Origin of the sequence: Brachybacterium sp. AOP29-B2-41, assembly GCF_052378395.1 — a bacterium.
GTDB lineage: Bacteria > Actinomycetota > Actinomycetes > Actinomycetales > Dermabacteraceae > Brachybacterium.
Window position 1 is genome coordinate 167,230 of the sequence record NZ_JBQSXR010000001.1, and the last position, 25,876, is coordinate 193,105.

Annotated in this window: 23 protein-coding genes; 8 read left to right on the top strand and 15 right to left on the bottom strand. The window is 69.6% G+C overall.

Annotation, left to right across the window (positions count from 1 at the left end; genetic code table 11):
- Entirely contained in the window at positions 1–1,500 is a 1,500-nt protein-coding gene (guaB, locus tag ACT3T9_RS00810; protein ID WP_441443362.1) for an IMP dehydrogenase, read from the bottom strand.
- Positions 1,501–1,810: 310 nt separating this feature from the next.
- Here guaB and ACT3T9_RS00815 point away from each other — a divergent pair, with 310 nt between their 5' ends.
- On the top strand, positions 1,811–3,469 hold the full coding sequence (locus ACT3T9_RS00815; RefSeq protein ID WP_441443496.1) for an inorganic phosphate transporter: 1,659 nt from the start codon (positions 1,811–1,813) through the stop codon (positions 3,467–3,469).
- A gap of 7 nt (positions 3,470–3,476) precedes the next feature.
- Here the strand turns inward: ACT3T9_RS00815 and ACT3T9_RS00820 are convergent, their stop codons facing one another.
- The 6 genes from ACT3T9_RS00820 to ACT3T9_RS00845 form a co-directional block, all read right to left on the bottom strand.
- Positions 3,477–4,253, bottom strand: a complete 777-nt coding sequence (locus ACT3T9_RS00820; protein WP_441443363.1) for a hypothetical protein — start codon at positions 4,251–4,253, stop codon at positions 3,477–3,479.
- Positions 4,250–5,167, bottom strand: coding sequence for a pseudouridine synthase (locus ACT3T9_RS00825; RefSeq protein ID WP_441443364.1), 918 nt, complete (start codon positions 5,165–5,167; stop codon positions 4,250–4,252). Before ACT3T9_RS00825 ends, ACT3T9_RS00820 begins: the two co-directional genes overlap by 4 nt.
- A 203-nt stretch (positions 5,168–5,370) precedes the next feature.
- Positions 5,371–6,072: a hypothetical protein gene (locus tag ACT3T9_RS00830; RefSeq protein WP_441443365.1), complete on the bottom strand. Its 702-nt coding sequence runs from the start codon at positions 6,070–6,072 to the stop codon at positions 5,371–5,373.
- Between the two features lie 313 nt (positions 6,073–6,385).
- The gene (gene groL / locus ACT3T9_RS00835) at positions 6,386–7,972 is read right to left on the bottom strand and encodes a chaperonin GroEL (RefSeq protein WP_441443366.1); all 1,587 of its coding nucleotides are present in this window, start codon (positions 7,970–7,972) and stop codon (positions 6,386–6,388) included.
- A gap of 14 nt (positions 7,973–7,986) precedes the next feature.
- Positions 7,987–8,283, bottom strand: coding sequence for a co-chaperone GroES (gene groES, locus ACT3T9_RS00840; RefSeq protein ID WP_441443367.1), 297 nt, complete (start codon positions 8,281–8,283; stop codon positions 7,987–7,989).
- A gap of 219 nt (positions 8,284–8,502) precedes the next feature.
- On the bottom strand, positions 8,503–9,960 hold the full coding sequence (locus tag ACT3T9_RS00845; RefSeq protein WP_441443368.1) for a hypothetical protein: 1,458 nt from the start codon (positions 9,958–9,960) through the stop codon (positions 8,503–8,505).
- A gap of 218 nt (positions 9,961–10,178) precedes the next feature.
- On the opposite strand from ACT3T9_RS00845, the gene ACT3T9_RS00850 reads away from it, so the two are divergent.
- Positions 10,179–10,352, top strand: a complete 174-nt coding sequence (locus tag ACT3T9_RS00850) for a hypothetical protein (RefSeq protein WP_444501755.1) — start codon at positions 10,179–10,181, stop codon at positions 10,350–10,352.
- 168 nt (positions 10,353–10,520) lie between these two features.
- Here ACT3T9_RS00850 and ACT3T9_RS00855 read toward each other — a convergent pair whose 3' ends face one another.
- From ACT3T9_RS00855 to ACT3T9_RS00875, 5 genes are all read right to left on the bottom strand, one after another.
- The gene (locus ACT3T9_RS00855; RefSeq protein ID WP_441443370.1) at positions 10,521–11,375 is read right to left on the bottom strand and encodes a metallophosphoesterase family protein; all 855 of its coding nucleotides are present in this window, start codon (positions 11,373–11,375) and stop codon (positions 10,521–10,523) included.
- Positions 11,376–11,479: 104 nt separating this feature from the next.
- The gene (locus tag ACT3T9_RS00860) at positions 11,480–11,917 is read right to left on the bottom strand and encodes a molybdenum cofactor biosynthesis protein MoaE (protein WP_441443497.1); all 438 of its coding nucleotides are present in this window, start codon (positions 11,915–11,917) and stop codon (positions 11,480–11,482) included.
- Positions 11,918–12,117: 200 nt separating this feature from the next.
- The gene (locus tag ACT3T9_RS00865; RefSeq protein ID WP_441443371.1) at positions 12,118–12,669 is read right to left on the bottom strand and encodes a MogA/MoaB family molybdenum cofactor biosynthesis protein; all 552 of its coding nucleotides are present in this window, start codon (positions 12,667–12,669) and stop codon (positions 12,118–12,120) included.
- Positions 12,669–13,247 (bottom strand): cyclic pyranopterin monophosphate synthase MoaC, encoded by a 579-nt coding sequence (gene moaC, locus ACT3T9_RS00870; RefSeq protein WP_441443372.1) that lies wholly within the window; start codon positions 13,245–13,247, stop codon positions 12,669–12,671. Before moaC ends, ACT3T9_RS00865 begins: the two co-directional genes overlap by 1 nt.
- A complete protein-coding gene (locus ACT3T9_RS00875) occupies positions 13,244–14,527 on the bottom strand; it encodes a molybdopterin molybdotransferase MoeA (protein WP_441443373.1) in 1,284 nt (427 codons plus the stop codon). Before ACT3T9_RS00875 ends, moaC begins: the two co-directional genes overlap by 4 nt.
- Before the next feature lie 229 nt (positions 14,528–14,756).
- On the opposite strand from ACT3T9_RS00875, the gene moaA reads away from it, so the two are divergent.
- Both moaA and ACT3T9_RS00885 read left to right on the top strand, forming a co-directional pair.
- Positions 14,757–15,857 carry a GTP 3',8-cyclase MoaA gene (gene moaA, locus ACT3T9_RS00880; protein ID WP_441443374.1) on the top strand — a complete coding sequence of 367 codons (1,101 nt, stop codon included), beginning with the start codon at positions 14,757–14,759 and terminating at the stop codon, positions 15,855–15,857.
- An 11-nt stretch (positions 15,858–15,868) separates the two neighbouring features.
- On the top strand, positions 15,869–16,180 hold the full coding sequence (locus tag ACT3T9_RS00885; RefSeq protein ID WP_444591928.1) for a MoaD/ThiS family protein: 312 nt from the start codon (positions 15,869–15,871) through the stop codon (positions 16,178–16,180).
- Positions 16,181–16,233: 53 nt separating this feature from the next.
- On the opposite strand, the gene ACT3T9_RS00890 is transcribed toward ACT3T9_RS00885, so the two are convergent.
- Complete coding sequence (locus tag ACT3T9_RS00890; RefSeq protein WP_444605759.1) at positions 16,234–17,358, bottom strand: ThiF family adenylyltransferase; 1,125 nt, start codon at positions 17,356–17,358, stop codon at positions 16,234–16,236.
- A gap of 450 nt (positions 17,359–17,808) precedes the next feature.
- Between ACT3T9_RS00890 and ACT3T9_RS00895 the strand changes: the two genes are divergently transcribed.
- The 4 genes from ACT3T9_RS00895 (at position 17,809) to ACT3T9_RS00910 (ending at position 23,738) form a co-directional block, all read left to right on the top strand.
- The gene (locus ACT3T9_RS00895; protein WP_442331861.1) at positions 17,809–18,798 is read left to right on the top strand and encodes an ABC transporter permease; all 990 of its coding nucleotides are present in this window, start codon (positions 17,809–17,811) and stop codon (positions 18,796–18,798) included.
- Between the two features lies 1 nt (position 18,799).
- Positions 18,800–19,822 carry an ABC transporter permease gene (locus tag ACT3T9_RS00900; protein ID WP_441443378.1) on the top strand — a complete coding sequence of 341 codons (1,023 nt, stop codon included), beginning with the start codon at positions 18,800–18,802 and terminating at the stop codon, positions 19,820–19,822.
- Positions 19,815–21,914 carry an ABC transporter ATP-binding protein gene (locus ACT3T9_RS00905; RefSeq protein ID WP_444605760.1) on the top strand — a complete coding sequence of 700 codons (2,100 nt, stop codon included), beginning with the start codon at positions 19,815–19,817 and terminating at the stop codon, positions 21,912–21,914. Before ACT3T9_RS00900 ends, ACT3T9_RS00905 begins: the two co-directional genes overlap by 8 nt.
- Positions 21,915–22,010: 96 nt before the next feature.
- Positions 22,011–23,738, top strand: a complete 1,728-nt coding sequence (locus ACT3T9_RS00910; RefSeq protein ID WP_441443380.1) for an ABC transporter family substrate-binding protein — start codon at positions 22,011–22,013, stop codon at positions 23,736–23,738.
- A gap of 156 nt (positions 23,739–23,894) precedes the next feature.
- Here the strand turns inward: ACT3T9_RS00910 and ACT3T9_RS00915 are convergent, their stop codons facing one another.
- On the bottom strand, positions 23,895–24,572 hold the full coding sequence (locus ACT3T9_RS00915; RefSeq protein ID WP_441443381.1) for a PH domain-containing protein: 678 nt from the start codon (positions 24,570–24,572) through the stop codon (positions 23,895–23,897).
- Between the two features lie 25 nt (positions 24,573–24,597).
- Positions 24,598–25,809, bottom strand: a complete 1,212-nt coding sequence (locus ACT3T9_RS00920; RefSeq protein ID WP_444605761.1) for a molybdopterin molybdotransferase MoeA — start codon at positions 25,807–25,809, stop codon at positions 24,598–24,600.
- Between the last annotated feature and the right edge of the window lie 67 nt (positions 25,810–25,876).

Sequence of the window (25,876 nt, forward strand, 5' to 3'; positions counted from 1 at the left end):
TCAGCGTGAGCTGTAGTTCGGCGCCTCGATGATCGCGGCCATGTCGTGCGGGTGGGATTCCTTGAGCCCGGCGGCGGTGATGCGCACGAACTGGCCGCGCTCCTTGAGCTCGGGCACGGTGTTCGCGCCGACGTAGAACATCGACTGGTGCAGGCCGCCGGTGAGCTGGTGCACGACGGAGCCGAGCTGGCCCTTGTAGGAGACCCGACCCTCGATGCCCTCGGGCACGATCTTGTCGTCGCTGGGGACGTCGGCCTGGAAGTAGCGATCCTTGGAGAAGGACTTCTTGCCGCGCGAGGACATCGCGCCCAGCGAACCCATGCCGCGGTAGGCCTTGTACTGCTTGCCGCCCACCAGCACCACTTCGCCCGGGGACTCCTCGGTGCCGGCCAGCAGCGAGCCGACCATCACGGTGTCCGCGCCGGCGACCAGGGCCTTGGCGATGTCTCCGGAGTACTGCAGGCCGCCGTCGCCGATCAGCGGGACGCCGGCGGGGCCGCAGGCCTTGGAGGCCTCATAGATCGCCGTGACCTGCGGGACGCCGACACCGGCGACGACGCGGGTGGTGCAGATGGAGCCCGGGCCCACGCCGACCTTGACCGCGTCGGCACCGGCGTCGACCAGAGCCTGTGCCCCGGCGCGGGTGGCGACGTTGCCGCCGATCACCTGGACGTCGGCGAAGTACGGGTCGTTCTTGATGGTGCGGATCATCTCCAGCGCCAGGCGGGCGTGTCCGTTGGCGGTGTCGACGACGAGGACGTCCACCCCGGCCTCGCGCAGCGCACCGGCGCGCTCGAGGGAGTCACCGAAGAAGCCCACGCCCGCGCCGACCAGGAGCCGGCCCTGGCCGTCCTTGGAAGCGTCGGGGAACTGCTCGGACTTCACGAAGTCCTTCACGGTGATCAGGCCCGTGAGACGGCCGTCGGCATCGACCAGAGGCAGCCGCTCGCGCTTGTTCTTGCGCAGCATGGCGGTGGCCTGCTCCGGGGTGACGTCCTCGGGCGCGGTGAAGAGCTCGGTGGTCATGACGTCGCCGACCTTGGTGGCGGCCCACTCGGCGACGGGGATGAAGCGCAGGTCGCGGTTGGTGCAGATGCCCAGCAGGCGCAGGTCCGCATCCACCACGGGCAGGCCGGAGACCCGGAACTGCCCGCACACCGCGTCGAAGTCCTCGAGGGTGGCGTCGGGGCCGATGGTGACCGGGTTGGTGATGCGGCCGGTCTGGGTGCGCTTGACCAGATCCACCTGATGGGCCTGGTCCTCGATGGAGAGGTTGCGGTGGAGGATGCCGATGCCGCCGTGGCGGGCCATCGCGATCGCCATCCGGGACTCGGTGACGGTGTCCATCGCCGCACTCGCCAAGGGGATCTTCAGGGAGATCTCCCGCGTGAGGCGACTGGAGGTGTCCGCCTCCGAGGGGATCACATCCGTCTCCCCCGGGAGAAGCAGAACGTCGTCGTAGGTGAGTCCGATGAAACCGAAGGGATCCGCGCTCGTCATGCCCCGATGGTAGCGGCGCGGGCGCCCGTCGCGCTGTCTCGCCCACCACAGGCAGGACCAACATCTCGCTCCTTGACCTGCGCCGATGTTGGCGGTGGGCGGGATCACGCAGGCAGGAGCAGGAGCGAGCGATCGATCACCTCCCGAGGTCCCGGCTCTGTGATCTCGGGCGAGCTGGTCTCGTGATGTTCGACGGATGTTCACCCCGGAGCCCTTGACGGCCTACAGTGGCGGCGGCCCTGTCGGGGAGTCCGAGCGCCAGCACGTGCGCGGCCCCTCCCCCATCCTCCTCATCCCCGGGAACTCGACGATGCCTGGCACGCCCGCTCAGAAGACCACTGATGCCCCTCCCTCCACGGGCTTCCTCGGCCCCGACCGCAACTGGCACCTCGGCGCCGGTCTGATGACGGCGGCGACCGTTGTCGCCTTCACCATCTGGGCATTCGCCCACACCGGCACCGGGACCAACGCCTTCCTGCTGATCCTGGCGGTCGCCTTCGGACTGTTCATGGCGTTCAACATCGGCGGCAACGACGTCGCCAACTCCTTCGGCACCAGCGTCGGGGCGGGCACGCTCACGATGAAGCAGGCGCTCGTGGTCGCCGCCGTCTTCGAGGTCTCCGGCGCGGTCCTCGCGGGCGGCTCGGTCACCGAGACCGTGCGCAGCGGCATCGTCGACATCAGCGCCATGCACATGGACCCGCTGTCCTTCGCCTTCATCATGATGGCCGCCCTGCTGGGCGCGGCCGTGTGGCTGCTGCTCGCCACCAGGATGGGCTGGCCGGTCTCGACCACCCACGCGATCATCGGCGGCATCGTGGGCGCCGCCGTCACCACCGGCATCGTCACCGGCACCGGCGGCTTCGAGATGGTGCAGTGGAGCGAGATCGGGAAGATCGCCATCTCCTGGATCCTCTCGCCGCTGCTCGGCGGCGTGTCTGCGTACCTGTTGTTCGGAGCGATCAAGCGCCACATCCTGGCGCCCGCCGCGCGAGCCATCGCCCTGGGATCACGCGGGTTCGACGACGCCGAGGACGACGACGACGAGGACGACGACGACGAGGACGACGAGGACTCGGAGGACGGTCCCAGCCGCCACGTGCCCGGCTACGAGCGAGTCTCCGAACTCCAGCAGAGCGCCTTCGCCGAGTCCGCAGCGTTGGATCTCACCCCCGGCGGGCCGGGCGCGGAGCTCGCTGAGCACGCCTCGCATCTGTCCAAGAAGGAGCGCAAGGCGGCCCGCAAGGTCGAGCGACGCGCTGCCTACCACGCACTGGAGAAGCGGGTCCCCCCACTCGCAGCGGCTGCCGCTGTGCTGCTCGCGGCGATGCTCGTGTTCAAGGGTCTGAAGAACGTGGGCCTGGACATCTCGGCCGGCAGCGGGGTGCTGCTGCTCGTGATGCTCGCCCTGGGCGTCTGGATGGCCACGACCGTCTTCGCCCGCGCTCTGAAGAAGCAGTCGATCTCGCGGGCGACCTTCATCATGTTCAGCTGGATGCAGGTCTTCACCGCGTGCGCCTTCGCCTTCAGCCACGGCGCCAACGACATCGCCAACGCCATCGGCCCCTTCGTGGCCGTCCTCGACGTGCTGCGCACCGGGGTGATCTCGCAGGAGGCCGCGGTCCCCACAGCGGCGCTGATCGCCTTCGGCATCGCCCTGGTCTCCGGGCTCTGGTTCGTGGGACGCAAGGTGATCCACACCGTAGGCACCGGGCTCACCGCGATGCACCCCTCCTCAGGATTCGCCGCCGAGCTCGCCGCAGCCACCGTGGTGCTCTTGGCCTCGGTGCTGGGCTTGCCTGTCTCCTCCACGCACATCCTGATCGGCGCCGTGCTCGGCGTCGGGATGGTGAACCACGCGGCCAACTGGAAGCTGATGCGGCCGATCTTCCTGGCCTGGATCATCACCCTTCCGGCCGCCGCCGGCATCGGCGCCGTGGTGGTCCTGCTCCTGCGCGCGATCTTCTGAGCGAGGCTCAGGGCCTCGGGTCCGCGTCGCGGGCCTGCTCCTTGCCGCCGAGCACCCGGCGCACCCGATCGAACTCGGCCTGGAATGCGGCATCGTCGTGCTCGTATTCCTCGCGCCAGGGCATGCCGAGGCGGTCCGCGAGCTCGCGGTGAGAGCGGGCCCGACGTACCCGACGGTTCTCCCGCACCAGCTCGGCCCTGGGCGGGGCGGGCCGCAGGCCGGCCGCCGCCTGCAGGACGCGCAGACCGTCGAACGAGGCGGCGTCCCAGCCCACTTCGGGGATCACCCACTGCTGCACGGGCTGACCTACTCCGCCCGGTGTGCGGATCCCGATCAGGGCCATTCCGCCGCGTTCCGCCTCCCCCACCGCATGATCGACCTGTGAGACCGGTGCCCGCTGGATGATGCGCAGGCCCTTGCGCAGGGCGACGCTCCCCTGGTCCTCGTCCAGCAGCACCACACGCTGCGTCAGCAGCAGCGGCACCAGTGCCCACAGCGCGAACAGCACCCACAGCATCGCGGCGCCGAGCAGCAGCTGCACCCAGGCAGGGGCGAGGAGCTGTTCGAGCAGGCCATCCTGCCCGTCGCGCAGCCGGGAGTAGCGCCATTGCTGGATCCCGGCCCCCGCGAAGGGACTCAGCAGCAGCGAGACCAGCGGCAGGCCGATGAGGGCACCCGGCGTATAGCGTGCCCGCACAGTCGGACCGACGATCACTGCACCTGCCCGGGTGCGCCGCGGTGAAGGATCCGGATCGGCGGGCTCGGGGAAGCGGGGGACGGTCACTGCCCCAGGGTACGAGACCCCGCCGGAAGCACCTGGGAGCTGTGGAAGTCCCGCTGCGCGCCGGTGAACGGATCGAGGAAGCGGAGGCGGCGCGCCAGCAGCTGCAAGGGCAGCTGCTCAGGCCAGACCTGTGAGGACGGCTGAGGCCTCTGGGCTGGCCAGTAGAGGTCCTCCCCAAGGATCGGTGCACCGCGCGAGGCGAGCTGGATGCGCAGCTGATGGGTGCGTCCGGTGCGCGGCCGCAGGAGCACCCTCAGCACTCCGTCGGCCTCCCCTGTCTCTGCGCCGAGCACCTCGACGTCGCTCTCAGCATTGATCTCACCAGGCAGAACCTGCGCGGTCAGCTCGCCGCGTCGCTTGACCAGATGATCCTGCAGCCGGCAGCTCTCCCCGGGCAGGATCGGCAGGGACGACGAGATCGAGGGAAGGATCCGCGCTTCGTACTCCTTGTCCACCTCCGTGCGGGCGAACAGCTGCTGATATCCGGCGCGTTCCTCAGGGCGGATCCCGAAGGCGAGCACCCCGGCCGTGCGCCGGTCCAGCCGGTGAAGCGGAACCAGCGTCTCGATACCGGTCTGGCGGCGCAGCCTCACCAGCGCACTGGCCAGGATGTGCGCGCCGCGGGGCATGGTGGCCATGTCGTGGGGTTTGTCGAGGACCAGCAGGTGCGCATCCTGGTGCAGGATCTTCACCTCGATCGGGGGGACCTGCTCGGGGCGCAGCTCGCGATGGAACCACAGCTCGTCCCCGGGGCTGAGGGCGTCCTGCGGACCCCATGCCCTGCCCTCGGAGTCGACGATCTCTCCGGCGGCGAACCGAGCGGGAAGCGGGGTAGCCTCCGGATCGCCGAGCGCCGGGAATCGTCTGCTGAGCGCCTCGAGAGCGGGACCAGCTGAGGTCCCGTCCTGTGGCACCCGCCAGCGCACGGCGTCCAGGCCCTCGCGCTGCGGGAGCGGAGGCGGGCGTCGACGGGCGCGCCTCCGTGCCGCGCGCCCGGGCCGGACAGCAGCCTCAGCCGGCGCTCCAGTACTGAGGTCGTGGCCGGAGCCGGATCCGGCGTCGGCTCCGGAGCCGGTTCCAGAACTGGCTCCCGGGCCTGGCCCTTCGGAGACTGCGTTCACAGCCCCCACACGATGAAGGTCAGCACGTTGTGGCCGATGTAGAACAGCAGCAGCGCCAGGAGCAGCGGGTTGGGATGGCGATCCACGAAGGTCATCGCCTGCGGCGCCTGGCGTATCAGCTCAGCGGGGGTGATGGCGTCGATGTGCACGATGTCCACTCCAGCCTCCCGCGCACGGTGGAGCGTCATCGCCTGGGCCCGCTGACCGAACAAGCGGCTTGTGACCGCAAGGATCCGGCGCCCCTGCGGATCCAGGATGTAGACACCGTCGTAGGCGGTCTCGGGCGCATCGAGCGCTTCCGCTGCGCTCGCACCGCGATCGATGTCACGCGCCGCGATGACCTGCCCGACCTCGTCCCAGCTGGTCTTCCGCGTACGCCGGAACAGGCTCCGCAGCTCGAAGCCGTCCTCATCGATCTGCAGCCAGGAGGTGATCACCCGCAGCACCGCCACGGTCACCGTCACGGCGATCAGCACCCAGATCAGCAGCGGCAGGGTGAACACGAGATCGTGCATCAGCTCAGGGTGGTTCCAGAGCCTCTGGCCGACGAAGCTGATGATGACCAGGAACTCGAGCACCACCAGGAACACGAAGCCCACCACGAGGGAACCGATCACCACAGAGGCGGGGGGCCCGTAGGTGCGGGTGGGGAGGTCTCCATCCTGCGCCGGGATCGCGACATCCGGTGTACTGATCACCACTTCTCCTCCGACCGTCGCCCTGGTTGTGATTCAGCCCATCTTACGTCCAGGAGACATGGTTCAGACGCGGCTCGCCACACCTCGGACGCGCCGCAGTCCCCGTACCTCACCAGCAACGATGACCCATCCCAACATTCACATGCGGGGGCGGTCGCCGCGATGGAGGACTTCCGATCTCGGCCGATGTCACGCGGCCCGGCATGCAGAACGGGCCCGGCATGCAGAACGGGCGGGTGGCCCGGGTCTCCCCGGATCACCCGCCCGTTCGGTGCGAGCTGATCAGCTGATCAGTCGATGCTCTGTCGAGCGGTCACTCGTCCTCGTCGTCGCGCTTGTCGATGATGAGGGTTTCGGTGGTCAGCACCATGGCCGCGATCGAGGCGGCGTTCCGCAGGGCGGAGCGCGTGACCTTGACGGGGTCGATGATGCCGGCTGCCACCAGGTCGACGTACTCGCCGGTCGCGGCGTTCAGGCCGGTGCCGAGAGCGGCCTCCCGGACCTTCTCGACCACGACGTAGCCCTCGAGGCCGGCGTTCTCGGCGATCCAGCGCAGCGGCTCGACGACGGCGCGGGCGACGGCGCGCACGCCGACAGCCTCATCGCCCTCGAGGCCGAGGCCGTCCTCAAGGATGGAGGACGCCTGGACGATGGCGCTTCCGCCACCGGAGACGATGCCCTCCTCGATCGCAGCGCGGGTCGCGGAGACCGCGTCCTCGATGCGCATCTTCTTCTCCTTGAGCTCCACCTCGGTGTGAGCCCCGACCTTGATCACGGCGACACCGCCAGCCAGCTTCGCGAGACGCTCCTGGAGCTTCTCACGATCCCAGTCGGAGTCGGTGTTCTCGATCTCGGCGCGGATCTGCGCGACCCGATCGGCGACGGCCTGGTCATCGCCAGCGCCGCCCACGATGGTGGTCGAATCCTTGGTGACGACGATGCGGCCGGCCTGGCCGAGCACCTCGGTGCCGACGGTCTTGAGATCCAGACCGAGGTCAGAGGTGACCACCTGGGCGCCGGTGAGCACCGCGATGTCCTGCAGCATCGCCTTGCGGCGATCGCCGAACGCGGGAGCCTTGACCGCTGCACCCTTGAAGGTGCCACGGATCTTGTTGACGACCAGCGTGGACAGGGCCTCGCCGTCGACGTCCTCCGCGATGATGAACAGCGGCTTGCCACCCTCGACGACCTTCTCCAGCAGCGGCAGGATGTCCGCCACGGCCGAGATCTTGCCCTGGTGCAGCAGCACCTGGGCGTCCTCGAGGACGGTCTCCTGGCGGTCTGCGTCGGTGACGAAGTGCGGGGAGATGTAGCCCTTGTCGAACTGCATGCCCTCGGTGAAGTCGAGCTCCATCGCCGTGGTGGAGGACTCCTCCACGGTGATGACGCCGTCCTTGCCGACCTTGTCGAACGCCTCGGCGAGCAGGTCGCCGATCTCGGTGTCCTGGCTCGAGACGGAGGCGACGGAGGCGATCTGGGCCTTCCCGTCGACCGGCGTGGCGATCTCGCCGAGCTTCTCGGAGAGCGCCTCGACGGCCTTCTCGATGCCGCGCTTCAGCGCTGCCGGGGCAGCGCCGGAGGTGACGTTGCGCAGACCTTCGTGCACGATGGCCTGGGCGAGGACGGTGGCGGTGGTGGTGCCGTCGCCGGCCACGTCGTTGGTCTTGGTCGCGACCTCCTTGGTGAGCTGAGCGCCGAGGTTCTCGTAGGGATCCTCGAGCTCGATCTCACGGGCGATGGTCACGCCGTCGTTCGTGATGGTGGGTGCGCCCCACTTCTTGTCGAGGACGACGTTGCGGCCGCGGGGGCCGAGCGTCACCTTGACGGTGTTGGCGAGCTTGTCGACGCCACGCTCGAGGGCGCGCCGGGCGTCCTCGTTGTAGATAATCTCCTTGGCCATAAAGCTCAGTCCGCTCAGTTCTCGATGATTGCGAGGATGTCGCGGGCGCCGAGGACGAGGAACTCCTCGCCGCCGTACTTCAGCTCGGTGCCGCCGTACTTGGAGAAGACGACCTTGTCGCCGACCTTGACGTCCATCGGGACGCGCTGACCGTTATCGTCGAAGCGGCCGGCGCCGATGGCGACGACCTCGCCCTCCTGGGGCTTCTCCTTCGCGGTGTCCGGGATGACCAGGCCGGAGGCGGTGGTCTGCTCCGCCTCGAGCGGCTTGACGACGACGCGATCCTCGAGGGGCTTGATGGAGACCGACATGCGGCTCACTCCTTCATGAAGAGATGACTCTGCTTGAGTTCTGGGTGGTGGGGATCCGTTCCCGATCGTCGTCGCGGTGCCGACCGGGGGAAGATCCCTCTGCGGCAGTCTCTGGCACTCTCGGCCGTCGACTGCCAACGAGCCCCACTGTAGAACCCTCGCTGGCACTCATGCAAGACGAGTGCTAGAACGATGTCGTCCCGCGGCCCGGTTTCGGCTCTATCCCAGCTTCGGCCGCAGGGTCCTTGCCCGCGCCTCACCCCGGACCGAGCCGGCGATTCCGCCGAGGATCGTGGCCGCCGCAGGCAGGGCCAGCGCCCACACGGCCCACCACCCGACGTCCAGCTTCTCGTTCCGCCATGGGCCGAAGGCGTCCCACGGGAAGGTGTCCTTCGGATCGATCAGGAGTGCCACCAGGAACGGCAGGAAGAACAGCAGGCTGGAGATCACCGAGCCGAAGCGCGCTGCCGTCACCCGAGTCCGGCGAGCGGGCGTGGCGTCGGCGACGGTGCGCATCCCCGGCTGCACCAGTTCGGACTGATCGATCGGGGCGAGCCATCCGGTCCAGTACGACAGCGGCAGGACGGCGATCAGCACCAGCACCGTCGGCCCCGGCCAGAGCGGCGGGAGCTCCGCGGACCGACCGAGGATTCCCGGCAGGTCGACCCCACCGGCTCCGAGGAACCACAGCAGGAGCCAGCCGAGGACCACCAGGCTCAGCGCCCACAGGATCGCCGTGGACCCCATCAGCGCCCGTCGCGCGCCGGGACGCGCATCCCGCTCATCGATCTCTCGGAAGAACGTCGAGTGGGCCCGTCGCCAGCGGCGCTGGTAGTCCTGATGGCGGGCCACCTCCGCGTCCTCGACGGGATCAGGCCGCTCCCCCGGAGGAACCCAGTCTTGCCGGAGCAGCTTGAGCCCCTTGGTGATCGCAGCGGTCAGCACGACCCGGGAGGAGAGCACGCGCAGGGGCAGCAGGCGATCGAGGGTCTCGCGCGGGATCGACCGGATCACTCCGACCAGGCGCCCCATCTCGCCGAGGCCCGGTGCGCGAGGTCTGGTCTCGAGCTCCGAGGCGGCGAAGAGGCCCTCCCCCTCGTGCGTTTCGAGACTCTTCGCCAGGGCCGCATATCCCTCAGCAGCAGCCGTGTCGAGATCGGAACGGGCGAGGACTTCACGCAGCGCCACGATCCAGGAGCGGGCGGCACGATGGTCGATGCCGATCAGCTCGGTGCGGATCCTGAGGGTCCGCAGCCGACCCAGCGTCTCCTCGAGGAGGTCGAGCACGACAGTGCCCGCCTCGCGGGCCCAGCGCACGGCGTGCGGGGCCGGCAGGATGGCACTGAGCTCCTCCTCGGTGAATTCCCGGGACTCGAAGCGGCTCATCGCGTCCTCGAGGCGTTCCAGGTCCCGATCGGTCTCGATGCCTTCGAGGCGCGGGATCACGTATCCGGCCTTCCCGAAGACCTCCCGGGCCTCGTCGAGGGTCGCCTGGACCACGGCGAGCCGGCGCACGCTCGAGCGACGCACTCCCAGGGCGAGGAGCAGCTGTCCGAGCGCCACCCAGAGGAAGGTCTCGTCCAGGAGCGCGCGGACCCAGCGGGGCAGCCGTCCGCCGCCGCCGGGCCCCCGCTCCGAGAGCCGAGCCAGGAACCGCTCCAGCAGCCAGTCGCGCATGGGTGGGGCCCTCTCCTGTCAGCGGGTCATGTCGGCGGGTCGTGTCGGCAGGACGAGCACCAGGTCACACACTTTTTGTGAGGCTGGCAACTTGTGCGGTCGGAGTGAATGCGGAGCCGCCCGGCCGCGCGTTATAACAGAAGTATCGATGACGTCGAGGCACCTGCGATCCAGGGCCCGGCCGATCACCTCACTCCGAACCGAAGGGGACCCCGATCATGACTTTCCTCCGCTCTCTCAGCTCCGCACTGAGCCGACTCTCCGAACGCATGCAGGGACAGGACGTCGAGCGCCACAACGCCGTGCCGAACAACCGCCTCGGCGGGGACTACGCCGCAGTGGCACGCGCTCGCTCCAGCCAGGGCATCAGCCCTCTCGGCATGGGTCGCTGACGCCACCCGAGCATCTTCACGAAGCCCCTGCAGAACTCGTCTGCAGGGGCTTTTTCGTGTCCGGATGCTGGTTCATCCCCGGGGCCGATGCTGACTCCGCTCCCGGGTCAGGTCGGGTCCGTCCGGATGCTCCGCCTCAGCGCCCTGCAGCCTCAGCGCCCTGTAGCCTCAGCGCCCTGCAGCCTCCACGATCTGCGCGACCTGCTCGGGACTGAAGCGGTAGACGGGGACCTCGGCGTCTTCTGCGGTATCCCCCAGGTTCGGGAACACAGAGCTGAACACCCGCGGCGCACCCTGGCCGAGCTCGACCACGCTCGCGCCGGACAGCGCCAGCGCCTTCTCGCTGGCAGCTGCGGTGACGGGGTCCACCACATTGGTGATCCCCGGGGCAACGTGGACCGGGATCCCGGCGATCGCCCCGTTCATCTCGTGGTGGTAGTGGCCGGAGAGCACGATGCGCACGTCCGTCCCCTCGAGCACGGCGGCGAGCTCGTCGAGCCCGTCGAGGTCCAGTCCGCGCAGCAGGGTGGTCGCTCCCACGAGCGGGGGATGATGGATCGCGAGCACCGTCCCGGCGGCGACGGGCTCGGCCAGCACGTCCCGCAGCCACTGGAGCTGTGCCGGCTCGAGGTGTCCGTAGCCGGCCCCGGGGACGCTCGAATCCAGCACCACCACGCGGCCGCCCCCGCCCACCTGCACCACCCGGTCCTGGCGGGAGGCGAGGTGCTGACCGGGGTCGATCTCCTCGCTGTAGACGCTGGAGACGTCATGGTTGCCCATCACGACGACCAGCGGCGCCCCGAGCGACGCCGCGAAAGGATCGAGGATCTCGTGCAGCAGGCGGTAGCTCTCCGCGGTGCCGTCCTCGGAGGCGTCCCCGGTGTGGACCACCACATCGATGTCGCGCAAGCCCTCGAGGCGGGTCAGCACGCCGGCCAGGGCGGCGGTGGTGTCGATGCGGTCGTAATGGCGGGCCGACGGATCGCCGTAGAGATGGGTGTCGGTCAGGTGCAGGATGCGCATGGGAGCACCGTAGCCATCGCGGGTGTCCGGCAGGTGAAGCCCGCGAAGTGCGCCGACGGGCGCCTCCTGCTGGCCGAACTCAGCCCAGGGCCTGCTGGCCGGACTCAGCCCAGCGCGCCGACCCATTCGCTCTCGCCGTCGTCGAAGACCTGGTGCTTCCAGATCGGGACCCGCTGCTTGACGGTGTCGACCAGCTCGTCGCAGGCGACAAAGGCCTGCTTGCGATGCGGTGCGGCGACGGCGCAGACGAGCGCGGAGTCGCCGATCTCGAGCGGACCGAACCGGTGGGCGACGGCGATGAGAATATCGGGATAACGCTCTGCGATCTCCCGGGCGACCTGGGCGATCACCTCCCCGGCGGTGGGATGGGCGGAGTACTCCAAGCGCTCGACGCCCCGCCCGCCGTCGTGGTCGCGCACCACTCCATCGAAGGTGACCACGGCGCCGCAGCGTGGATCGGTCACCGCCTGGATCATCTGAGCCACCGTGATCTCGTCCCGGCGGACCTCGGCGAGCCGGGCCCGTTCTGCGCCGTCGCCCATCGCGGGATCCCCAGCGATGCGGAGCTGCTCCGCCGCAATGCCGGAAGGCGCGGCGCCGAAGGGCGCAGTGCCAAAGGGTGTGGTGCCGGAGGGTGCGGCTCCGGAGGATGCAGTGCCGAAGGGCGTGGTGCCACGGGTCGGGTCCGCGGTGGTTCCGGTAGGTCCAGTGCTTCCAGTGGTCCCGGTAGGTCCAGTGCCGTTCATGCGTGGTCGCCTCCGTCGCGCTGTTCCAGCAGATGGTCGAGTATCGGGTCGAGCACCTCGATTCCGTCGCGCACTCCCCCGCGGGAACCGGGAAGGTTCACCACGAAGCTGCGCCCGGCCATGCCGGCCAGTCCGCGGCTGAGCAGCGCGGTCGGGATCTTCCGGGCTCCGAGCCGGCGCACCGCCTCGAGGATGCCGGGCATCTCGCGCTCGATCAGCGGGGCGGTCTGCTCGGGGGTGACGTCGGTAGGGCTGATGCCGGTGCCGCCGGAGGTGACGACGATGTCGATCCCCTCCGCGATCGCCTCGGCGAGGGCGGCTCCGACCTCGGGTCCGTCGCTGACGATGCGCGCTTGGACCTGCTGGAGGCCTCGCTCGCTGAGCCATTGCACCAGCAGCGGGCCGGTGCGGTCCTCATAGGTGCCGTCGGCTGCCCGGGTGGACGCGATGATCACCCGGGCGCTGCCCTTCAGCAGCGGCGCGGGCGCCGAATCCTCGCGCACGGTGCAGTCCTCATCGGTGCGACGGGCCGGGATGTGCTTCACCATCAGCGGTCCGCCCCCGGTCCCGCAGGCAGCCCCGGGCGTCCTGCCGTCCCGTCCTGCCCCGCGGGTTCCGGGCGCGCCGCCGACTCACGCGTCCAGTCACCGCTCTTGCCGCCGGACTTCGCGAGCACCTGGATGCCCTCGATGGTCGCGAGATGGTCCACGGCCTTGATCATGTCGTAGACGGTCAGCGCGGCCACCGTGGCAGCGGTCAGCGCCTCCATCTCGACCCCGGTGACGCCCTTGGTGCGCACCCGCGCGGTGATCTCCACCCGGTCCTCGCGAGGCACCAGGTCCAGCTCCACTCCGGACAGCGGCAGCGGATGGCACAGCGGGATCAGCTCCGGGGTGCGCTTGGCGCCCATGATCCCGGCGATCCGAGCCGTGGCCAGGGCCTCGCCCTTGGGCAGGTTCCCCTCGGCGATGCGGGCGACCACGTCGGGCCGAGTGCGCAGCACGGCTCGGGCGCTCGCCTCTCGGGAGGTGACAGCCTTGTCGGTCACGTCGACCATGTGGGCGGAGCCGTCCGCACGCACATGGGACAGGTCACCGGTGGTGCCGTCGGCAGCGACGTCGTTCATGAGTCTCCTCCAGGGATCAGCAGGGTCTCGAGCTGGTCGCCGTCACGCACGGTCTTGGTACCGCGCGGGACCAGCACCAACGCATCAGCAGCCGCATAGCCGCCGATCAGGTGGGAGGAGGCACCGCCCACCAGGCGCACCCGGCCCGAAGGCAGCACCCGGGCCCGACGGTACTGATCCACCGCAGGCGGCGAGGACTCCTCGGCCTCGAGCTGCACCGCCAGCTGCAGCCGACGACGAGCGGGTGCGCCGAGGGCCGGCCGGGCGATCAGCTCGCAGCTCAGCAGCGCGGAGACGGGATTGCCGGGGAAGGCCAGCCAGGGGACCCGGCGCCCGTCCACGTCCAGGAAGCCGATGCCCTGGGGGCCGCCCGGCTGCAGGGCGACCTTCGGGAAGGCGAGGGTGACGCCGTCGCGCCCGGCCGCGTGGCGGACCACCTCGAAGGCGCCCATGCTCACCCCGCCGCTGGTGACCACGAGATCGATGTTCAGTGCCCGGATCTCCCGGCGCAGATGCGTGAGCAGGGCGTCGGCATCGTCGGGCACCGCACCGACGTGCACCACCTCGGCTCCCGCGTCGGTGAGGGCGGCTGCCAGCCCGGGACCGTTGGCGTCGAAGACGCCGCCGGGGGCGGGCGCTCCGCTGTTCCGGGGGTCCCGGGACTGCACCTCGGTGCCGGTCGAGAGCACCATCGTGCGCAGCGGGACGTCGACCTCGACGTCCCCCACCCCGCAGGCGGCGAGGTGGGCGATCCGGGCCGGGGTGAGCAGGCGGCCCTCGCGCAGCACGGTGTCCCCGCGGCGGGTGTCGGAGCCGCGACGGCGCACGAACCGGCCGGTCATGATGGAGGAGGGGGTGAGCGTGATCGTCGCGGCCGGGTTCTGAGCAGGCACACTCTCGGCAGCTGCGAAGCGCCCCTCGGCGCTCTCCTCGACGGGGATCACCAGCTCCGCGCCCGCCGGGATGGGTGCACCGGTCATGATCGCTCGCGCGGTGCCGGGTGCGAGCACGGCGGGCTCGTCCCCAGCGGCGATCGTCGGCCCCAGCGGGAGCGTCACGCGCACGCCAGGCCCCTCGAGGTCACCCGCTGCAAGGGCGAAGCCATCCATCTGAGAATTGTCGTGACCGGGGACGTCCACCAGCGCACGTCGCTCCGAGACGGCGACCCGCCCCACCGCGCGGCCGTCCAGAGGGATCACCTCGGTGGTGCGGATGCTGCCGAGCAGGGCGACGGCATCGGCCACATGATCGGCCAGGGGGATCCGTTGGGCACCGGACATCTGCACTCGCTCCCGTCTGCACGTTCGGGCGTCTCCGTGACGCCTCACCAGTATGGCGCGCCGGGTCCAGCCCCGGCGCCGCGGAGGTCGCCACGGCGCCCGTGCCGACCGGACCGCACCGCCCCTGCGACCGGTGTGCGTCCGAGGTCCCTGCCCCCCGCGCCGGTGCGCCCCCTATCCTGGAGCGACATCCCGGCGTCGCCGGGCCCGGACGGAAAGGGGTGAGCAGATGGCATCGCGCCGCATCTCGCTGGGGATGCCGACACCACGCAGGACCGACGAGACCGCGTCCGAGCTGCCCGACACCTCGGACCGTCCTGACACGCCTGCTCTCGCCGACCGGTTCGGCCGGGAGGCGACGGACCTCCGCCTCTCGCTCACGGATTTCTGCAACCTGCGCTGCACCTACTGCATGCCCGCGTCCGGGATGACGTTCCTGAAGAAGGATCAGCTGCTGAGCGTGGACGAGGTGGTGCGCCTGGTGCGGATCGGGGTGGAGCGCCTGGGCATCGACCAGGTGCGCTTCACCGGCGGCGAGCCGCTGACCCGCCCCGATCTCGAGCAGATCATCGCGGGCGTCGCCGCGCTCCCCCAGCGCCCGGACATCTCGCTGACCACCAATGCGATCGGCCTGGACCATCGCGCCGCACCACTGCGCGAAGCGGGGCTGGACCGGATCAACGTCTCCCTCGACTCCGTGGTGTCCGAGACCTTCGAGCGGCTGACCCGACGCCCGCTGCTGCACCGGGTGCTGGACGGGATCGAGGGTGCCCGGCAGGCCGGGCTCGACCCGATCAAGGTCAATGCTGTCCTCCTGCCCGGCGTCAACGACCATGAGCTGCCTGATCTGCTGGACTGGTGCCTGGACCGGGATCTGCAGCTGCGCGTGATCGAGCAGATGCCGCTGGATGCGGACCACATCTGGGACCGCAGCTCGATGCTCACCGCCGGCGACATGCAGGCACTGCTGGCCCCCCGCTACGTCCTCACCCCGGTGGCCGAGGCCCGGAACGGTGCACCGGCGGAGCTGTTCGAGGTCGAGGACCGCGCCACCGGTCGCCATCGCGGACGGGTCGGCATCATCGCCTCGGTCACCCGGCCCTTCTGCGCCGACTGCCGACGCACCCGCCTCACCGCCGAGGGCCGGGTACGCACCTGCCTGTTCTCCCGTGAGGAGACGGATCTGCGCGGCGCGCTGCGCTCCGGGGCCGAGGACGAGACCATCGCCGAGATCTGGCGCGCCGCCCAGTGGGGCAAGAAGGCCGGTCACGGCATGGACCGCGAGGACTTCGTGCAGCCGGAGCGCCCGATGAGCGCGATCGGCGGCTGAGAGAGGACGAGATGACCAGCATCGACATCACCACCGAGGGAACCACCGGCGGGACCACCGAGGGCTCCCCCGCCACCGCACCGCGCATCGCCGTGCGGCTGTTCGCGGGGGCCGCCGCCGAATACGGGGCCGACGCCACGACCGTCCGGGCGGCGACCGTGCAGGACGCCGTGGACGCGCTGCTGGCAGATGCCTCCGCGGAGGCTGCCCGCGTGATCGGCCGCTCGAGCTTCCTGATCAACGCCGTGGCCTGCACGGACCGCACCCAGGTTCTCGCTGACGGCGACCGGATGGATGTGCTCCCGCCCTTCGCCGGAGGGTGAACCCGCTCGCGGCGCACTCCGAGCGCGACCTTGCAGTCACTCTGGCGGCGCAGTCACTCCGGCAGCGTCACCGCGATCCCGCTGCCCTCCACTGCGCCGAAGCCGCCGCGCAGCGAGCGCACGGAGATGCCCCTCCCCGCCAGCACCTGCTGCGCGCTCGCCGAACGTGAGCCGGCCGCGCAGTAGAGCACGGTGCCCTCAAGCGCCGCTGACGCGCTCGACGAGTCCGTCGGTCCGTGCTGCGCGAGCAGCTCGGCCATCGGCACGTGCTCGGCGCCGCGCACCATCCCGCCGGCCAGTTCATGAGCCTCCCGGATGTCGATCACCCGCACCCCGGCGGCCAGCAGCGCCGGCAGCTCGGCGACGGTGAGCTCATCGGTCGCGGGCCCCGTCGGCCCCGGCAGCCCGCAGGTCACCATCACGTCCTCGACCTCGCTCACCGCGAGGCGCTGCGGGTCCCGGGCCAGCGGCAGCTCGTCCCAGCGGGCGCGGAGCGCGTCATAGAGGGCGAGGCGGCCGAAGAGCACGTCCCCGAGGCCGGCCAGGACCTTGACCGCCTCCATCGCCATGGTCGCGCCGATCACCCCGCACAGCATCCCGAGCACTCCGGCCTCGGAGCAGCTGGGGACCTCCCCGGGCCGGGGCGGGACCGGGTGCACGTCGCGGTATGTCACCCCGCGGCCGCTCGCTCCCCAGAACACGCTGACCTGTCCGGAGAACGCCAGGATCGATCCCCACACCAGGGGGAGGTCGAGGATCTCGCACGCGTCGGAGGCCATATAGCGGGTGGGGAAGTTATCGGTGCCATCGAGCACGAGATGGTGGCCGGAGAGCTTCTCGAGCGCATTGGCGGGGGTGACCGTCTCGACCTCCGCCCGCACGGAGATCTCCGGGTTCAGCGCCTGCAGCCGTTCTGCCGCGGCGATCGCCTTGGAGCGGCCCACGTCCGCATCGCCGAAGAGCACCTGCCGGTGCAGGTTGGTCGTGTCAACGGTATCCGGATCGAACACCGTGATCTCCCCGATCCCGGCCGCGGCCAGATAGGAGAGCACCGGCGCTCCGAGGCCGCCGGCGCCAATCACCGCGACCCGTGAGGCGGCAAGCCGCCGCTGCCCGAGGGCGCCCAGCTGCGGCAGGCGCATCTGGCGGAGGTAGCGCTCCGGGAGCCCCGCCGCCACCTCCGCAGCCGGTGCGATCGCGAGGTCGCCGATGTCCGGCAGCCCGCGTCCACGTCCGGACTCCGGTCGCCGTGCCGCCCCGGGCGAAGGCCGCTCCCCTGTGCCGGGCGAAGTGACCGCTCGGGAACCTTCGATATGCACAGACCTCTCGAAATCTCCATGTCTTTCCACCATGTGAGGTAGTCTCCCCCACGGCCACGCACTGTGGCAGGTGGATAACGATTCGGCCATGGAGCCGATCCCGGCGCGAAGATGCGCTTCCCAGTGACCTACAGTGCAGAAACCTGCTCATAGGATCCGCACAGCTGCGGACCGAGCACCGATCATGTGAGGAATCCTGACGATGCGATCACCTTCGTCTGCCTGGAGTCGTCTGAGCTGCCGTGAGGGCGCCCGGATGCTCGGCGTCCCCGGTGCGATGATCCCGAATCTCATCTCGGGAGCCCGTGCATGACCAAGTACATCCTGCGGCGGTTCGTGAACTACCTGATCCTCACGGTGATCGCGACCGTGTTCTCGTACATCGCCGCGAGCCTCTTCTTCTACCCGCGCCGGCGCTACCTCGGGGTGAACCCTCCGATCCCGGAGGAGTCGATCGACGGCATCCTCAGCACCTATGGCGTCAACGACAAGGACCCGGTGCTGCTGCGCACCTGGTGGTGGATCGAACGCGTCCTGTTCGAGCCGCTCTCGCAGAAGCTGGGTCAGGACCTCCAGGGGAACTGGGTCATCAACGAGATCGTCGGACGCGCCGGGACCAGCCTCCGCCTGCTCCTGCTGGGCGCTCTGCTGGCTGCGCTCCTCGGCGTCACCCTCGGCGTCTGGGGCGCGGTGCGGCAGTACAAGGCATCCGACCAGATCGTCTCCTACGCCTCCTTCATCCTGATCTCGACCCCGACCTTCGTCGGCGGCGTGATCCTGATGATCCTGGCGACGAACTTCAACCAGCTGCTGGGCTTCCAGGTGATCCGCTTCACCGGGTCCTACACGCCTGGCATCACAGGGTTCTTCCCCCAGCTATGGGACGGGTTCGTGCATCTGCTGCTGCCCACGATCGCGCTGATGCTGTTCGGCGCGGCCGGCTACTCCCGCTATCAGCGCTCGCTGATGCTGGACGTGCTGGGCAGCGACTTCATCCGCACTGCCCGGGCGAAGGGCGCCACCCGCAACCATGCCTTGGTCAAGCACGGGGTGCGCGTCGCGCTGATCCCGATGTCGACCTATTTCGCCTACAGCTTCGGCACCCTGGTCGCGGGCTCGGCGTTCCTCGAGATCATCTTCTCGTGGGAGGGCATGGGGAAATACGGCATCGTCGCCGTCCAGACCTCCGACGTCAATGCGCTGGCCGGCAACGTCTGCTTCACCGCGATCCTGCTGCTGTTCAGCTCCACCCTGTCCGAAGTGCTGTACGCGGCGCTCGACCCGAGAGTGAGGGTCTGACATGTCGATGAACGCACAGCAGCCCGCTGACCACAGCGCCGATCTCGCCGAGGACATCGAGCCCACGGCGAGCCTGATCGCCGATTCGGCCGGTGGCTCACCCGCCTCGCCGCAGCAGGCGCACCGCCCGATCTCTCGTGGCCGCCTGGTATGGCGCCGTCTGAAGAGCAAGCCGAACTTCTACATCGGCGGCGCGATCGTGGCCGCGATCGTGGCCTTCGCCCTCTTCGGCGACTTCTTCAACATCTACACCCAGGGTCAGCAGGACTCGTTCAACTTCAACTCCCCGCCGAGCGCGCAGCACTTCTTCGGCACGGATGCGATCGGGGTGGATCTGTACGCCTCGATGACCTCGGCGCTGCGCACCTCGCTGCTGATCGGCTTCCTCGCGGCCCCCACCGCCACGCTGGTCGCGGCGGTCATGGGGTCGTTGGCCGGCTATCTCGGCGGGCCGTTCGAGATGTTCACGAACTGGCTGATCAACCTGCTGCTGGTGCTGCCGGTCTTCTACGTCCTGATGATCGTCTCCCCCGCGATCGCTGATCCGAGCAACCTGCCCGGCGCGATCCAGTGGCTCGGCTTCATGCCCGCCTGGGGCCTGCTGGTCATCGCGATCGGCCTGTTCAGCTGGATGATCATGGCCCAGATCGTGAAGAACCAGACCAAGTCGCTCAAGGAGCGCGAGTACGTCAAGGCCGCCCGCTACATGGGCGTGAGCACCCCGACCATCCTGCGCCGCCACATCATCCCCAACGTCGCCTCGCTGCTGATCATCGACGGCGCCCTCGGCGTCGCCGGCGCGATCCTGGCCGAGACCTCGCTGTCCTTCTTCGGCCTGGGGATCCAGGCTCCAGACGTCTCCCTGGGAACCCTGCTGCAGGACGGCACCGGCGCTGCGGTCTCCCGGCCCTGGCTGTTCATCATCCCCGCATCGTTCCTGATCGCCCTGCTGACCGGAGTCGCGCTCGTGGGCGACGCCCTGCGCGATGCCATCGACCCCACCAGTGAGGTGAACCGTGCTTGAGCCACTGCTGCAGGTCAAGGACCTGACCGTCACCTTCCCGAACGCGAAGGGCGGCGTCCGCGCCGTGCGCGGCGTCGACTACACCGTGGACGAGGGCGAGTTCCTCGGCATCGTCGGCGAATCCGGCTCCGGGAAGTCTGTCTCCTCCCTCGCGGTGATGGGACTGCTCCCGTCCTCCGCGAAGATCACCGGCGACATCACCTTCCGCGGTGAGTCGCTGCTGGGGATGAGCGACCGTGCGCTGTCGAAGCTGCGCGGCCGCGAGATGGCGATGATCTTCCAGGATCCGCTCTCTGCGCTGACGCCCGTCTACACCGTGGGCCAGCAGATCGTGGAGGCGCTGACCCTCCACGACAAGAGCATCCCTCAGCGCAGCGCGGAGAAGCGCGCCGTCGAGCTGCTGAAGATCGTCGGGATCCCCGCGGCGGAGCGTCGTGTCAAAGCCTTCCCCCACGAATTCTCCGGCGGTATGCGCCAGCGCGCGATGATCGCGATCGCGATCGCCAACGACCCGGCGCTGATCGTCGCGGACGAGCCCACCACCGCGCTGGATGTGACCATCCAGGCGCAGATCCTCGAGGTCCTGCAGAAGGCCAAGGAGGTCACCGGCGCAGCCGTCGTGCTGATCACCCACGACCTCGGCGTGGTCGCCGGCAATGTGGACCGCGTCGCCGTGATGTACGCGGGCAAGCTCGTCGAGAAGGGCCCCGTCGAGGAAGTCTTCCACTCCCCGCGGATGCCGTACACGATGGGCCTGCTGCGCTCGGTGCCGAACATGCTCACCGCTGGCAAGGAGAGGCTGGTGCCTCTCGAGGGGCGACCGCCGAACCTCGCGAACCTGCCCGTGGGCTGCCCGTTCGCGGATCGCTGCCCGGCGCTCCAGGATCGTTGCCGCACCACCGAGCCGGAGCTCCTCGCGGAGCTCGGCGACGGCCGCGAGGTCGCCTGCCACCGGTCCGACGAGATCGCTGCGGGCACTCTGAAGCCCTCGGACATCTTCCCGCGCCCCCCGCACGAGGAGCGTGCGGTCAAGGACTCCACCGGCCTGGAGCCGGTGGTCCGGGCAGAGGATCTGATCCGTCACTTCCCGCTGTACAAGGGGTCGGTGTTCCGCCGCGTGGTCGGCAAGGTCAAGGCCGTCGACGGAGTGGACTTCGAAGTCCTGCCGGGCGAGACCCTGGGCCTGGTGGGCGAGTCCGGTTCGGGCAAGTCCACCACCGCGCTCGAGATCATGGAGCTGGTCAGCCCGCAGCGCGGCAGCCTCGAGGTGACGGGCAAGGACGTCAGCACGCTCTCCCGGAGCGAACGGCTGGCGATGCGCCAGGACGTGCAGATCGTCTTCCAGGACCCGATGGCGGCGGTGGACCCGCGCATGCCCGTCGGCGACATCGTCGCGGAGCCGCTGACGGTCCATAAGGTCCCCCGCGCCGAACGCGACCGCCGCGTGGTGGAGATGCTCGAGCTGGTGGGCCTGGACCCGGAGATGACCGACCGCTACCCGCACGAGTTCTCGGGCGGTCAGCGCCAGCGCATCGGCATCGCCCGCTCGCTGATCACCAACCCCAAGGTGCTGGTGCTCGACGAGCCGGTCTCCGCCCTCGACGTCTCGGTCCAGGCCGGCGTCGTCAACCTGCTCGAGGATCTGCGCGACCGGATGGGACTGTCCTATCTGTTCGTCGCGCATGACCTCGCGATCGTCCGGGAGATCGCCGACAAGATCGCGGTGATGTACCTGGGCAGGATCGTCGAGTACGGCCCGGTGCAGGAGGTGTACGAGACCCCTCGTCACCCCTACACCCGGGCACTGATGAGCGCGGTGCCGGTGCCGGATCCGACGATCGAGCGTGAACGCCGACGGATCCTGCTCACGGGAGACCTCCCCAGCCCCACCGAGGACATCCCCGGCTGCAACTTCGCCTCGCGCTGCCCGCTGTTCCGGATGCTCGACGAGACCCGCCAGGCGCAGTGCCTCGGCGATGATCCGGCAGCGATCGTGCACGGGAAGTCCAAGGTGGCCTGCCATCACGTCGAGGAGATCCACCGACTCGATGATGTGGACATCTCCGCCCTGTCCCCCACCCCCGGCGACTGACGCGCCGCGTCCAGCGCCCCCAGAACCGCAGTACCCACCCCACGACCCCGAGACCCCGTGCCGAGCAGCACATCTCACCCAGGAAGAGAGAAACCCATGAAGATCACGAGCACTCGTCGTCTTTTCCTCGCCGGAACCGGCGTGGTCGGCTCCGCCGCCGCCCTCGCCGCGTGCGGCGGCCAGGCCACCGAGGAGGAGCAGCAGTCGCAGGCTGCTGAGGAGAACGACAAGGCTGCGGAGGAACAGGGGGAGCTGCCTTCGACCGCCTGGGAGCGCATGGAGTACGACCAGGTCCCCGACGGTGGATCCCTGCGCAAGGCCATCCTCACCTTCCCGGCCAACTGGAACCGCAGCCAGGTCGACGGCAACAACGCCGACACCTCCGACATCGCCGACCCCTGCGGAGGTGGCGGCGAGCTCATCCTCTCCGAGACCGGTGAGAAGTCGCTGAACCCCGACTACATCGAGTCCGCAGAGATGACCTCCGAGGACCCGCAGACCATCGCCGTCAAGTTCAACCCGAACGGGAAGTGGGACGACGGCACCCCGATCGTGGTCGAGGACCTCATCGCGCAGTGGAAGGCGCTGAACGGCACCAACGAGGAGTTCCTCGTCGTCTCCACCGTGGGCTGGGACCAGATCGAGTCGATCACCCAGACCGATGACGAGTACTCCGCAGAGATCGTCTTCTCGAGCCCGTTCATCGACTGGATCACCGTGCTCCACCCCGTGTCCCCGGCGTCGGTGTACGCCGACCCGGAGACCTTCAACACCGGCTTCGCCGATGGCCCGACCCCGGGCAAGGGCCCCTTCAAGGTCGGGACCATGGACCAGGGCGGCGGCGTGGTCACCCTCGAGCGCAACGAGCACTGGTGGGGTCGTGCGCCGAAGCTGGAGACCGTCATCTTCCAGGTCGTCGACCAGACCACCCAGCCCCAGTCCTTCGCCAACGGCGAGATCGACTGGCTCGAAGTCGGCACCGGCGACGTGCTCAGCCAGGCGAAGACCCGTTCGGATGCAACCATCCAGGCCACCAACGGCCTGACCTGGACGCACCTGACGATCAACGTCAATGGCGGCGACGGCCTCCTCGAGGACGTCAAGGTCCGCGAGGCGATGGCTCGTGGCATCGACCGCGACGCCATCGGCCGCGCCGTGGTGGGCCCGCTCGAGGCCCCGATCGTGCTGGTCGACAACTTCGTCTACATGCCCGGCCAGGACGGCTACCAGGACTCCTACGAGTCCATGGGCAGCCTCACCTTCGACCCCGAGGCTGCGGGCAAGATCCTCGACGAGGCCGGTTGGGCGCTCGAGGGCGACAAGCGCACCAAGGACGGCAAGGGGCTGGACCTCAGTGTCATCATTCCCGCGGACACCAAGTCGAACTCCGACCGTGCCCGTCAGGTGCAGACGAACCTCAACGCGATCGGCTTCAACGTCGAGCTGCAGACGGTGCCGTCCGACGGCTACTTCCCCGACTACGTCATGCCGAAGTCCTTCGACATGGTGACCTTCTCGTGGGTGGGCACCGCCTTCCCCGAGACCTCCTCGGTGAACCTCATGTACCCGCTCGAGTCGGGTCAGAACTACACCGGCTTCGCCGACGATCGCCTCGGGCCGCTCAATGAGCAGATCAAGGGTGCCTTCGATGAGGAGGAGCGTCGCAAGGTCGCCAATGAGATCTCGACGATCATCGCCGAGTCCTTCGTGGTCATCCCCTTCTACGCGACTCCGATCATCTTCGCGGTGAAGAACGGCGTCGTGAACACCGGTGCCTCGCAGTTCGAGACCACCGACTGGACCCAGGTCGGTATCAAGGCCTGATCGACGTATCGCGAGCTTGCGAGGGACAGGAGACCAGGCGGAAGATTCAGTCTGATCGACGAACTCTCAAGAGCAGGGGCCGGACCGCAGCAGCGGTTCGGCCCCTTCTCTGTGCCACGCAGAGCGTGTGGTGCCCGCGTCAGCAGGCTCTGTGGCTCACAGCACGATGCGCGCCACGGCGAACACCGCGAACACCGCCACCACCGCGATCTGCACGATGTTGGGCCGCGTGGTCATCACCGCGCCGGTGTCAGCGTCGGTCCCGGCTGCGCGGTCCAGCGCGGGCTGTCCCGGCTGCCCCTCGCGGCGGTCCTGCCAGCGCTCCCAGCGCAGCTTGATCACGGCGGACCGGCTGGACTGCTGGTCGTTGACCAGGCGCTCCTGCGGGGTGAGCCGTCGGCCGCGCAGATCCTGCTCATGGATCTGTGCCTGCCGCCGCCAGGGCGCATCCCGGCTCAGCGCCGGGGCGTTCCAGGCGGTGATGGTCTTCGTCGTGCCGTCGCGGCCCGCGGTCTCGAGGCGCAGCATCGCGCCGACCCGCACTTCTTCGATCATCGCGAAGGGGATCTGGTGGGTGACCACGATGTTGCGCACCTCGACGGAGTCCTCGTGGAGGACCACCCGCGGTGCCCACAGCACCATCCACACCAGCGCCATGATCAGCAGCAGCACCGGCAGGGTCAGCACACCCTGCCAGCCCGCGCGGACTACTGCGTCGATGGCAAGACCGAGACCGAGCAGCCCGACGACCGCACAGAGCACTGTCGCCCCGTGAGGGCGCAGGTGGAGGGTGCCTCCCGGGTCGTGAACGGGGGCTGGGCTGGTCGACGGCATGGAGCCACGGTAATGCAGGGGCGGCTCAGATCCTGAGCACAGCCACCGTGCCGTCCGCGGCGTCGACGTCCCTGCGCAGCACGATCGCATCAGCTCGCCCATAGGGGGCAAGGCGCCGCCCGGGCAGCAGGTCGACCACCTCCCGGCCGTCGGCCCCGAGGCGCAGCCTTCCGGGCAGCGCATACACAGTGCCGGGTCGGCGATGCCCGTGATCTGCGGCGGTGTCGCCGAGCGGCATCCTGCGCGGGGCGGCGCGCTCCCCCACCAGCAGGGGACGGATGAACAGGTGGTAGCCGACCAATGCCCCCACCGGGGTGCCGGGAAGGTGGACGACGGGCACCCCGCCGCGGAGCAGTCCCCACCCTTGCGGTCCGCCGGGGCGCAGTGCGAGATGCTCGAAGCGGGAGGTGCTGCTGCCGTGCTCGCCGAGCAGGGTCTTGACCACGTCGAAGGCGCCGTGGCCGATCCCGCCGGTGGTGAGCACGAGGTCGGACTCCGCCGCGGCCCTGGTGAGCGTCTCACGAAGCTGGGTGTGGTCGTCGCTGCTGTGCAGCGGGGGCAGTGCCTGCGCGCCGTCGACCTCCAACGCCGCGGCGAGCATCGTGCCGTTGGATTCGCGCACGCTGCCGATCGCAGTCGCCTCAGCGGCGAGCTCGTCCCCGGTGACCACCACGGTCACCCGGTGGCGGCGGCGCACCGGCAGCTGGGCGAGTCCGAGCGCGCGGGCCAGTCCTACCAGTCCCGGTCCCACGAGGTCTCCCTCCCCGGCGAGCAGCTCGTCCGCAGCGACCTCCTCGCCGGGGGAGCGCACGTGGCGCCCGGCGGCGGGAAGGGCATCGAGGGTGAGGGTCACGGCGGCGGGGACCCGTCCGAAGGGGTCGGCATCCGTCGCCTCGACCTCGATCACGGCGTCCGCTCCTTCGGGGACCGCTCCGCCGGTCATGATCCGGGCGGCGGTGCCGAGCGCCAGGGCTCGGACCTGACCGGGGCGGGCGGGGATCTCGGTGCTCACCGGAAGGGTGGTGGCGCCCGGCGCCTTCAGGTCCGCACGACGCACGGCGAAGCCGTCCATCGCGGCGATGGGCAGGGCCGGCATCGCCTCGGGGCTGCGAACCTCAGCGGCGAGATACCGGCCTCTCGCCTGCTGGAGCGGCACCTGCTCGGTCTCGAGCGGCAGCGTGATCTCGCGGGTCAGGAGCTCACGCCACTGCCACGGCGAGAGACGGTGGGCGCTCATGGTCCTCCAGGGGTAGTGTCCGGGCAGGCGATCGCTCCATGATCCCCCATCGCCGGCCCCGCGAACC